Annotated in this window: 11 protein-coding genes; 4 read left to right on the top strand and 7 right to left on the bottom strand. The window is 60.0% G+C overall.

The genetic code is table 11. The annotated features are described in order from the left end of the window. Positions 1-530 (top strand): aldo/keto reductase (locus B3797_RS18645; RefSeq protein WP_311791863.1); only part of this gene is annotated, 530 nt, incomplete at its 5' end. Positions 531-696: 166 nt separating this feature from the next. Here B3797_RS18645 and dinB read toward each other — a convergent pair. Further along, positions 697-1,749 (bottom strand): DNA polymerase IV, encoded by a 1,053-nt coding sequence (dinB, locus tag B3797_RS18640; protein WP_311782201.1) that lies wholly within the window; start codon positions 1,747-1,749, stop codon positions 697-699. 299 nt (positions 1,750-2,048) lie between these two features. Between dinB and dpaA the strand changes: the two genes are divergently transcribed. Continuing rightward, the gene (gene dpaA, locus B3797_RS18635; protein ID WP_126689197.1) at positions 2,049-2,795 is read left to right on the top strand and encodes a peptidoglycan meso-diaminopimelic acid protein amidase; all 747 of its coding nucleotides are present in this window, start codon (positions 2,049-2,051) and stop codon (positions 2,793-2,795) included. Here dpaA and B3797_RS18630 read toward each other — a convergent pair. After that, a complete protein-coding gene (locus B3797_RS18630) occupies positions 2,766-3,533 on the bottom strand; it encodes a class II glutamine amidotransferase (RefSeq protein WP_311791862.1) in 768 nt (255 codons plus the stop codon). The two genes, dpaA and B3797_RS18630, sit on opposite strands and share 30 nt — an antisense overlap. Before the next feature lie 54 nt (positions 3,534-3,587). Further along, the gene (gene lpcA, locus B3797_RS18625; protein ID WP_033752849.1) at positions 3,588-4,166 is read right to left on the bottom strand and encodes a D-sedoheptulose 7-phosphate isomerase; all 579 of its coding nucleotides are present in this window, start codon (positions 4,164-4,166) and stop codon (positions 3,588-3,590) included. Positions 4,167-4,390: 224 nt separating this feature from the next. On the opposite strand from lpcA, the gene fadE reads away from it, so the two are divergent. Beyond that, the gene (gene fadE / locus B3797_RS18620) at positions 4,391-6,838 is read left to right on the top strand and encodes an acyl-CoA dehydrogenase FadE (RefSeq protein WP_311791861.1); all 2,448 of its coding nucleotides are present in this window, start codon (positions 4,391-4,393) and stop codon (positions 6,836-6,838) included. A 59-nt stretch (positions 6,839-6,897) separates the two neighbouring features. Here fadE and mtnK read toward each other — a convergent pair whose 3' ends face one another. Further along, positions 6,898-8,097 carry an S-methyl-5-thioribose kinase gene (gene mtnK, locus B3797_RS18615; protein ID WP_311791860.1) on the bottom strand — a complete coding sequence of 400 codons (1,200 nt, stop codon included), beginning with the start codon at positions 8,095-8,097 and terminating at the stop codon, positions 6,898-6,900. Positions 8,098-8,232: 135 nt separating this feature from the next. Here mtnK and mtnA point away from each other — a divergent pair, with 135 nt between their 5' ends. Then, positions 8,233-9,252: an S-methyl-5-thioribose-1-phosphate isomerase gene (gene mtnA / locus B3797_RS18610; protein ID WP_311791859.1), complete on the top strand. Its 1,020-nt coding sequence runs from the start codon at positions 8,233-8,235 to the stop codon at positions 9,250-9,252. Positions 9,253-9,285: 33 nt separating this feature from the next. On the opposite strand, the gene B3797_RS18605 is transcribed toward mtnA, so the two are convergent. The 3 genes from B3797_RS18605 to mtnB form a co-directional block, all read right to left on the bottom strand. Then, a complete protein-coding gene (locus B3797_RS18605) occupies positions 9,286-9,828 on the bottom strand; it encodes an acireductone dioxygenase (RefSeq protein ID WP_311791858.1) in 543 nt (180 codons plus the stop codon). Further along, positions 9,825-10,502 (bottom strand): acireductone synthase, encoded by a 678-nt coding sequence (gene mtnC, locus B3797_RS18600; protein WP_311782207.1) that lies wholly within the window; start codon positions 10,500-10,502, stop codon positions 9,825-9,827. The genes B3797_RS18605 and mtnC overlap by 4 nt, the downstream gene beginning before the upstream one ends. Then, a partial coding sequence (mtnB, locus tag B3797_RS18595; RefSeq protein ID WP_311791857.1) for a methylthioribulose 1-phosphate dehydratase occupies positions 10,499-10,901 on the bottom strand: 403 nt, incomplete at its 5' end. The genes mtnC and mtnB, both read right to left, overlap by 4 nt.

Here is a 10,901-nt window from a genome sequence, read left to right as displayed (position 1 = left end):
CGCTCTTCCGATCTATCGGCGTGTCGAACGAAACGGCCTGGGGCGTGATGCGCTACCTGCAGCTGGCGGAAAAGCACGAGCTGCCGCGCATCGTGACCATTCAGAACCCCTACAGCCTGCTGAACCGCAGCTTTGAAGTGGGCCTGGCGGAAATCAGCCAGCATGAAGGCGTTGAACTGCTGGCTTACTCCAGCCTCGCTTTCGGCACGCTGAGCGGCAAGTATCTTAACGGCGCTAAACCAGCCGGCGCGCGCAATACGCTGTTCAGCCGCTTTACGCGCTACAGCGGCGAGCAATCACAGCAGGCGGTCGCGGAATATGTGGCGCTGGCGCAGAAGCATCGGCTGGATCCGTCGCAGATGGCGCTGGCCTACGTTCGTCAGCAGCCGTTTGTCGCCAGCACCCTGCTGGGCGCAACCACCATCGAGCAGCTGAAGATCAATATCGACAGCTTTAACCTGACGCTGAACGAAGAGGTGCTTGAGGGGCTGGAGGCGATTCACCGCCGCTATACCTATCCGGCACCTTAACGGCTAGCTTGCTTCGCAAGCAGGTCGCCTCGCCCGATGAGCAAAACGGCCCGCGCCAGCAACTGGGCGGGTCGATCGCTCAGGGATGAGGAGCCGCAACGTTGCGATTGGTCGATGCTACCTGCGCTGGCGCCGTTCAGAATGCTGCTGGTTTTGCCCTTTGTGATTACAGCCCCAGCAGCAGCTGTCGCTCTAGCTGCGGGTCCAGCAGCGTCACATGCAGCCCCACCAGCCGCACGCCGCGCCCGGCGCGTCGTTCATCCCAGGTTTTACGCGCCACCGCAATCAGATCCTCTTTATTCAGCTCCGGCCAGATATGCTCCTGGGTCGTCAGCTGGAAATCATTGAACTTGAGTTTGACTCCCTGCCGCGCAATCTGTTTGTCGGGGCGCACCTGGGTCAGGCGACGCTCCAGCTCCGCATAAAGGAAATCGATAATCTCCAGGCAGGCTTCCCAGCTGTGAATATCTTCCGCCAGCGTCCGCTCGACGCCGACGGACTTTCGCTCGCGTTCTACCACCACGCCGCGCTCGTCAATGCCGTGGCTGCGCTCCCACAGCACGCGGCCAAACTTGCCGAAACGCTTGAGCAGCTGCGCCACGTCCGCTTTCTGTACATCGGCGCAGGTATGCAGCCCCATCTCTTCCAGCTTCTTTGTCGCCACCTTGCCGACGCCAGGGATTTTTGCCAGCGGCAGCGACAGCAGAAAGCCGGGCATCTCCTGCGGGGTAATCACGTACTGCCCGTCGGGCTTGTTGAGATCGGAGGCGATCTTGGCGAGAAACTTAATCGGCGCGATGCCGGCCGAGGCGGTCAGCCCCGTCTCACGCTGAATAGTGGCGCGGATCTCGCGGGCAATCAGCGTGGCGGAGCCGTGACAGTGCGGACTGTCGGTAACGTCCAGGTAGGCCTCATCCAGCGACAGCGGTTCGATTAAAGGGGTGTAGCGCAGGAAAATATCGCGGATCTGTTGTGATGCCTCTTTATAAGCGTCAAAGCGACCCGGCAGAAGTTTCAAATGTGGGCAGAGCTTCAGCGCCATCGCGGTGGGCATCGCGCTGCGTACGCCGAATTTACGCGCCGGATAGTTCGCCGTACTGATCACGCCGCGTCGTTCCCGGCTGCCGCCAATGGCGATAGGGATATCGCGCAACGCCGGATTGTCGCGCATCTCCACTGCTGCATAGAAGCAGTCCATATCGACATGTATGATTTTCACGCTTGCCCGCCATCAGGTTTTCGCCACACCTTATGATACTGTATAGATGTACAGATGCAAAAGCGCCGCCGCGCGCCCGCTGCTTCGGGCGCGGAAGAAAGCGGGCATTAACGCAAATTGCCATTAAAGTTTACAAATTTCTGGCCGTCATACCTTGAGGAAAACGCGAATTTATCCGGCGGCGTCTTGATAAAAAAACAGACAATGCTAATGTTGCGCTGCGGTAGCGGAGTTTTCCGATAATGCAAGTCTGGACGCGTTTCGCGTCACCGTTCTTCCTCACTCAAGGTATACACAGCATGGGCAAAATCGCACTTCTGTTTGCGATGATTTTGATGCCAGCCCTCAGCATGGCAATGACTCCCGAGCCGACGCAGCAGATGTCGACGCCGGTGAGTAAAGAATTAAAGAAACAGCTACTCGGCACGCCGGTTTATATTCAGATATTCAAGGAAGAACGCACGCTGGAGCTTTATGGCAAAATCGGCAACGAATTTCGCCTGCTCGATACCTACCGCATCTGTAACTTTTCCGGCGGCCTCGGACCGAAGCGCCGTGAAGGGGATTTTAAGAGTCCGGAAGGATTTTACAGCGTCAGGCTAAACCAGCTTAAGCCGGACAGCCGCTTTTATCGCGCTATCAACGTCGGTTTTCCTAACCAGTACGATCGCGAACACGCCTACACCGGCAACTATCTGATGATCCATGGCGACTGCAAATCGATCGGCTGCTACGCCATGACTAACGCCTATATGGATGAGATCTTCACTTACGTGAACGCGGCGCTGCGTAACGGCCAGGCGCAGGTCAATATCAGCATCTTCCCGTTCCGCATGACCGACACCAATATGCAGCGCCATCGCTACTCTACCTACGCCAGCTTCTGGCGCGAGCTGCAGCCGGGTTACGCCTATTTTGAGAAGTACCATCAGCCGCCGACGGTCAACGTCGCCAGCGGCAGCTATGTGATGAATAACAGCAGCCCGGTGATTGTTAATCCCGAAGCCGCGTCTAAATCATTCCTGGCGCTCTCCAAGGCAGAATAACGCCCACTCGCCTGGCACGATGCGGTGCCAGGTTTCATTTCCTGTCAGCGGCTGCGTCGCAATCACCGTCACCACGTCGTTGGCGGTGGTGTGCTGCTGGAAATCGATCTCGACGTCCTGATCGAGCAGCTGCGCTTTGCCGAAGGGCGCGCGGCGCGTGATCCAGTAAAGATTGGTTGAGCAGAACGCCATCAGATAGCGTCCGTCTGACAGCAGCATATTAAACACCCCTTTCTGCCGCAGCTCGCTCGCCAGTTCCGCCACATAACGAAACACCGCCGGCCAGTTAGCGGGCGTGCGCGGATAGCGCGTCGCCAGCTTGTGCAGGATCCAGCAGAACGCTTTCTCGCTGTCAGTCTCACCGACCGGGCGGTAATGGCCGGTTTCCAGCTGACGATAGCCTTTTAGCTGCCCGTTATGCGCATAGGTCCAGTTACGTCCCCATAGCTCGCGGGTAAAGGGATGGGTATTTTCCAGCGAGACCGGCCCGCGATTCGCCTGGCGAATATGCGCCACCACCGAATGGGACTTGATCGGGTACTCCTGCACCAGCCGCGCGATGGGTGAGTTATAGCTCGGCAGTGGATCTTTAAAGGTGCGGCACCCTCTGTCTTCATAAAAGGTGATGCCCCAGCCGTCTTTATGCGGCCCGGTTCCCCCGCCGCGCTGCACCAGGCCGGTAAAACTGAAACAGATATCGGTTGGAACGTTGGCGCTCATCCCGAGCAATTCGCACATAGCTACCGCCTTAGTCAGAAAGGCCGCCAGCACAGAAGATGGCGGCCGGGACTTTTATTTCACCATCTCTTTTTCGATCAGCAGCATCAGGATATGGATCACCTTGATGTGGATCTCCTGAATGCGGTCAGCATAGCCAAAGTGCGGCACGCGGATTTCGATATCCGCCGAGCCCGCCATCTTGCCGCCATCTTTGCCGGTCAGGGTAATCACCTTCATGCCCTGCGCGCGCGCCGCTTCGATCGCCTTAATGATATTGGCGGAGTTGCCGGAGGTAGAGAGCCCCAGCAGCACGTCGCCCGGACGCCCCACCGCTTCGATATAGCGTGAGAAAACGTAGTCGTAGCCGAAATCGTTGCTGACGCAGGAAAGATGGCTGACGTCGGAGATGGCGATTGCCGGATAGCCCGGACGGTTTTCGCGATAGCGGCCGGTCAGCTCTTCGGCGAAGTGCATGGCGTCGCAGTGGGAGCCGCCGTTGCCGCAGGAGAGCACTTTACCGCCCGCTTTAAAGCTGTCGGCCAGCAGCACCGCCGCGCGCTGAATCGCGTGAATGTTCGCTTCGTCGCTAAGGAACGTATTCAGCGTATCCGCTGCTTCATTCAGCTCAGAGCGAATGATGTCCTGGTACATAGGGATGTCCTTGTTAGTAAAAGAGTGACTTTTCAAGTTTAACGGAATGGCGGGTTGCCGCAAAGCGTGCGCCGCGTGAAAGCCCGCGCGCCCTGCGCAGCTGACTTTCCGATTTTGTGAGTAAGGTTGTAATTGCGATGTAAACGGATTGCTAATTAATCGCCAGTGTCATACACCTCTACCAATAACAGGTCAGACCTCTTACTACTTACGGAGCCGTGATTATGATGGTTGTGTCGATCCTCGCGACGCTGGTGTTAATCAGCGTCCTGTTTTATCACCGCGTATCCCTGGCGGCGAGCAGCGTGATTTTACTGTTGTGGACCGCCGGCTGGGCCGCGGCGCACCTCTGGACGCCCTGGCTGCTGCTGCCGCTGGCTATTGTGCTGCTGCCGTTTAACCTGCCCTCAATGCGCCGCGCAATGTTTTCGAAGCCGATGCTGCAACGCTTTCAGCAGGTGATGCCGCCGATGTCGCGCACTGAAAAAGAGGCGATCGACGCCGGGACCACCTGGTGGGAAGGCGATCTGTTTCAGGGCAAGCCGGACTGGCAGAAGCTGCATAACTACCCGCAGCCGCGCCTGACGCCAGCAGAGCAGGCGTTTCTCGACGGGCCGGTGGAAGAAGCCTGCCGTATGGCGAACGATTTCGCCATCACCCATGAGATGGCAGATCTGCCGCCAGAGCTGTGGGCTTATCTGAAAGAGCAGCGCTTCTTCGCCATGATTATTAAAAAAGAGTATGGCGGCCTGGAATTCTCCGCCTATGCGCAGGCGCGCGTGCTGCAAAAGCTGGCGGGCGTCTCTGGCATTCTGGCGATTACCGTTGGCGTGCCCAATTCGCTTGGCCCTGGTGAACTGCTGCAGCATTACGGCACTGACGAGCAGAAAGATCACTATCTGCCGCGTCTGGCGCGCGGCGACGAGATCCCCTGCTTTGCGCTGACCAGCCCGGAGGCAGGTTCCGACGCCGGGGCCATCCCCGATACCGGCGTAGTCTGTATGGGCGAGTGGCAAGGCAAGCAGGTGCTGGGCATGCGCCTCACCTGGAATAAACGCTACATTACGCTGGCGCCGGTGGCGACCGTGTTAGGCCTGGCCTTTAAGCTTTCCGATCCTGATGGTTTGCTGGGCGATACCGAGTCGCTGGGCATTACCTGCGCGTTAATCCCTACCAGCACGCCGGGCGTCGAAATCGGCAAGCGTCACTTCCCGCTGAACGTGCCGTTCCAGAACGGCCCGACGCGCGGCAAGGATATTTTCGTGCCGATCGATTTTATCATCGGCGGCCCGCAGATGGCCGGTCAGGGCTGGCGCATGCTGGTTGAGTGTCTGTCGGTAGGACGCGGCATTACCCTGCCGTCTAACTCGACCGGCAGCCTGAAAAGCGTGGCGCTGGCGACCGGTGCCTATGCCCATATCCGTCGTCAGTTCAAAGTCTCTATCGGTAAGATGGAGGGCATCGAGGAGCCGCTGGCGCGCATTGCCGGTAATGCCTATGTCATGGATGCCGCGGCGACGCTGATTACCACCGGCATTATGCAGGGCGAGAAGCCGGCGGTGCTGTCGGCGATTGTGAAGTATCACTGCACCCATCGCGGTCAGCGCGCTATCGTGGACGCCATGGATATCGCGGGCGGCAAAGGCATTATGCTTGGCAACAATAACTTCCTTGCCCGCGCCTATCAGGGCGCGCCCATCGCCATCACGGTAGAAGGCGCGAATATTCTGACGCGCAGCATGATTATCTTTGGTCAGGGGGCGATCCGCTGTCATCCGTTCGTGCTGAAAGAGATGGCGGCGGCGGCGAGTCAGGATCTCAACGCCTTCGACGCCGCCCTGTTCAGTCATATCGGCTACGTGGGCAGCAACGCCGTACGCAGCCTGTGGCTCGGCCTGACGGCGGGACGCAGCAGCGCCTCGCCGACGCGCGACGCCACGCGCCGCTACTACCAGCACCTCAACCGTCTGAGCGCCAACCTGGCGCTGCTGGCAGACGTTTCGATGGCGGTGCTCGGCGGCAGTCTGAAACGACGCGAGCGTATTTCAGCGCGTCTGGGGGATGTGCTGAGCCAGCTTTATCTCGCCTCCGCCACGCTGAAGCGCTATGACGATGAGGGCCGTCACGAGGCCGATCTGCCGCTGGTTCACTGGGGCGTGCAGGATGCGCTGAATCAGGCCGAGCAGGCGATAGAAGATCTGCTGCGCAACTTCCCGAATCCGCTGGCGGCTGGCGCGCTGCGCATGATGATTTTTGCCGGTGGCAAGCACTGCCCGGCGCCGAGCGACCGTCTGGATCATAAGCTGGCGAAGCTGCTGCAGCTGCCCTCCGCCACCCGGACGCGTCTGGGACGCGGCCAGTATCTGACGCCGAGCGAGCATAACCCGGCGGGCCAGCTTGAGCAGGCCTTGCAGGAGGTGATGGCGGCGGAAGCGATCCACGACCGTCTGTGCAAACAGCAGAAAGAGCACTTCTCTTTCACCCGGCTCGACGCGCTGGCGCAGCGGGCGCTTAAAGCGGGATGGATTGATGCCGCTGAGGCGGATGTGCTGACGCGCGCCGAAGCGAGCCGCCTGCGCGCCATTAACGTTGACGAGTTTGAAGCGGATGCGCTGGCGGTGCCGGTAAAGCAGCCGACGGTTAAGGCCGCGCGAGAAAGCGAGGCGGCGTAAGCAAAAGGGTCGCGCACAAGGAGCGTGCGCGGCCTGTAAAAAGAGACTTTTGCTCGCTCTTAGCCCGCCTGCCGAATACGCGCAATCAGCGCTTCTACATCTTCCACATGATCCGCCGCCAGAATCAGCGTGCGTCCCAGCGTAATGGCGCTGCGGATACACTCGGTGCGCATCGCCTCATCCTTAATCAGCTTCATATCCGCAACGTGCGACATGCCGACGTTGCGGCGAATCAGCTCGGTGCCGCAGTAGCCGATCGTATCGGCCCACACCTTGCGTAAAAACGCCTGCGCATAGCCTGGGTATGCCAGCGCTACATCGCGGGTTTTCTCTTGCGCCAGCGCCAGGAAGCGCGCGGCGAACCTGTTCCATACCTCGCGCACGTCGTTCAGCCGCAGCTCGCGCCCTTCCGCCGCCTCACGCGGGGCCAGCAGCCCCGGCAGACCGCAGTAGTTAAGCAGCAGGTTGCCCAGCGCCGTGCCGACATCAAAGCCAATCGGGCCGAAATAGCCAAACTCCGCGTCGATCGCCTTCAGGCTGTTATCGGCGACGAATATCGAGCCGCTGTGGATATCGCCGTGTAGCAGCGCTTCGGCGTTTGCAAAAAAGCGGTGTTTCAGTCCGGCAACGGCGATCCGCAGCGCATCATCACTGCGCAGGCTGGCGACCAGCGGCTCCAGCGCCTGCGGATAGCTGTTGCGCTCGTGATCGGTATAGGGGTCGTTAAAGAAAAGATCCTCGGTGATTTCGCACATTTCCGGATTAATAAAGCGCGCCACTTCCGCCTTTTTCGTGTGGGGATGCAGCATAAAATCGGATGTGTGAAACAGCGTCTGCGCCAGATATTCGCCCAGCTGCGTCGCCGCCTGCGGATAGTAAGCGCCCTTCACCAGCTCGCTGCGCCAGATGCGGTGGTTCGAGAGATCTTCCATCACCATTACCGCCAGCGTCTCGTCGTAGTGCGTCACCTTCACCGTGTGCTGGGGAGAATATTTATAGTGCTCGACCAGGGTTTGCGCCTCCAGCCGCGCGCGATCCAGCGTCAGCGGCCAGGACTCGCCGACGCAGCGCACATAAGGCAGGGCCTGTTTTACGATGACCCGGCTGTTGCCCTGGCGGTCGAAAATTTTAAATACCAGGTTGAGGTTGCCATCACCTATCTCTTCCGCCGCGACCAGCGAAGCGGGGTCCTCTACGCCGCCAAACTCTCTGGCATAGGCTACGGCGTCAGCCGCGGTGAAGGTACGGTATTGCGACATTGCCATTCCTCTCAACAAAAGTCTCTGCAACGAAAACCCCGCCAGGGCGCTATAATAAGCCGTTCAGACGTCTATACATCCGTTCCGCATGTTGGCACAATACGTGATAACAACGCAACAGGGTTTTCACAGACAATGCAAACACTCCGCACCACCAGCTTACAGGTTCGTGACAATCAGCTCTGGATCCTTGACCAGCAGGCGCTGCCGCAGCAAAAAAACTGGCTTCCGGCGCACGACGTGCCGCAGCTGATTGACCATATCCATGCCCTGCGCGTGCGCGGCGCGCCGCTGATCGGCCTCTCCGCCTCGCTGCTGCTGGCGCTGCTGGCCGAAGCGGGGGCCAGCCGCGACGCGCTGGCGCAGGCGCTGGCTGTATTGCGCGCCGCGCGTCCGACGGCGGTCAACCTGATGAATAATCTGGACCGGATGAAACAGGCGCTGGCGCAGGAGGATTTCGTCGCCGCGCTGGGTCATGAAGCGCTGCGTCTGGTGGAGGAGGATCGTCAGCTGTGCGACAGCATCGCCGAGGCGGGCAGCGCGCTGGTTAAACCGGGCAGCCGCCTGTTAACCCACTGCAACACCGGCGGGCTGGCGACGGCGGGCGTCGGCACCGCGCTGGGCGTTATCGCCCGCGCGCATCAGCAGGGCAAAGTGGCGAGCGTCTGGGTCGATGAGACGCGCCCGCTGCTGCAGGGCGGGCGGCTTACCGCCTGGGAGCTGGGCGAGCTGGCGATCCCCTATCGGCTCATCACCGACTCGATGGCGGCCAGCTTGATGGCGAGCGGCCAGGTCGACGCGATCTGGGTCGGCGCGGACCGCATTGCGGCCAACGGCGACGTGGCGAATAAAATCGGCACCTATAGCCTCGCAGTGCTGGCGCACTACCACCAGATCCCGTTCTATGTCGCCGCGCCCTACACCACGCTGGATCGCCAGTGCGCCAGCGGCCGCGACATACCGGTTGAACAGCGCGCCGCCAGCGAAGTCACTGGCGTGGCGGGCAGTTTTGGCAGCGTACAGTGGGCGCCGGAAGCGGCGGCCGTCTATAACCCGGCGTTCGATGTGACGCCCGCAGCGCTGATCAGCGGCTGGGTGCTGGATACCGGCGCGGTGTCGCCGGGCGAGGTAAAGGCGGGAATTTTTCAGCCCTGAATAAAAGGGCGCGCTCAGCGCGCCCCTCAGGCATTAAGGCAGGCGCGGATAGGCGTCGGCGATGGCGTCGCCGGTAAAGTGTGCCACCCAGCCTTCCTGATTATCGAAAATGCGAATGGCGGTGAAGTGCGGTGACGAGCCCATATCGAACCAGTGCGGCGTACCCGCTGGCACCGAGATAAGATCGTTTTTCTCACACAGGATCTGATAGACCTGACCGTCGAGGTGGAGGCAGAAAAGGCCCGAGCCCTCGACAAAGAAGCGCACCTCATCTTCGCCATGCGTATGCTCGGAGAGAAACTTCTCGCGCAGCGCCTCTTTTTGCGGGTGGTCGGCGCGCATGCTGATGACGTCCCAGCTCTGATAGCCCTTCTCCGCCACCAGCAGATCGATAGCGTGCTGATAGGCTTCAATCACGCGGGCAGGCTCTGGATTTTCGCCTAAATCGCGATCCGCCGCCCAGCGCTCGAAGCGCACATTTTTTGCGTTCAGCCGCTCGCGGATCATCTCCGCATCGGTACTGTGCCACACCGGCAGCGTGGCCTCGGTATCGGTAAAAATGGTCAATGCACTCATGCTAAAACGACTCCCGAAAAGGTGTTCACCTGATGATGGCGGCTTTCGCTGTCTGCGGGGCCGCGAATTAACTGCACTGTATTCCATCCGGCTTCCGCTGCCGCATCCAGCTCCTGACGAATGTCGGAGAGGAACAGCAGCTGCTCAGCGGGCAGGCCGGTTTTTTCAGCAATATTGCGGTAGGAGGCGACCTCGCGCTTGGCGCCGACGCGGGTATCAAAATAACCGCTAAACAGGCCAGTAATATCACCTTCATCACTGTAGCCAAATAACAGTTTTTGCGCTGCAACCGAACCGGAAGAATAAACGTAAAGCTGAACGCCCTGCTCCCGCCATGCGCGCAGCGCTGGCAGGACGTCGGGATAGAGATGACCGGTAAAGCTGCCGTTCACATAGCCGTCGCGCCAGATCATCCCCTGTAGCGCTTTCAGCCCGGTGGATTTGCGATCCTCGTCCATAAAGCGCAACAGGATCTGCGTTACCGCCGCCAGATCGGCCTCCGGCTGCCCGGCTTCGGCGCGCACCGCGTCGAGCGCGGCGCTGACGTCGGGCTGCTGATGCTGCGCGCGGATAAACGCGGCAAGATGCTGACGCGCGTACGGGAACAGCACCTCATGTACGAAGCGGATATCGCTGGTAGTGCCTTCAATATCGGTGACAATGGCGCGGATCATAGAGCCTCCAGCAGGCGACGCTGACGTTCGCATTCAAATAAAAATTCCAGACCTTCCAGATGGCGACGCGCCTCGTTAACGTCCCGGCCCCAGCAGGTTAAGCCGTGGCCGCGCAGCAGAAAGGCGTAGCGAAACGGATTGTTCCGGGCATATGCCTCAATGCGCTGCGCCAGCGCGTTGATATCCTGGTCGTTATCAAACAGCGGGATCGCCACGCACGCAAGATGGGTATGCTGCCCCGCCAGGGTTTTCTGCATTTCATAGCCTTCCAGCCGCAGCGCGCTGCCCTTTTCTACCCGCGACAGCACCGTCGCATTGACCGTATGGGTATGCAGCACCGCGCCTGCGTCGGGAAACAGCCGGTAGATCAGGGTATGGCGGCCCGTTTCCGCCGAGGGC

The sequence above is a fragment of the Pantoea sp. UBA5923 genome (assembly GCF_002431095.1).
Classification (GTDB): domain Bacteria; phylum Pseudomonadota; class Gammaproteobacteria; order Enterobacterales; family Enterobacteriaceae; genus Pantoea; species Pantoea piersonii.
This window is presented reverse-complemented; position numbering and strand designations above follow the sequence as displayed.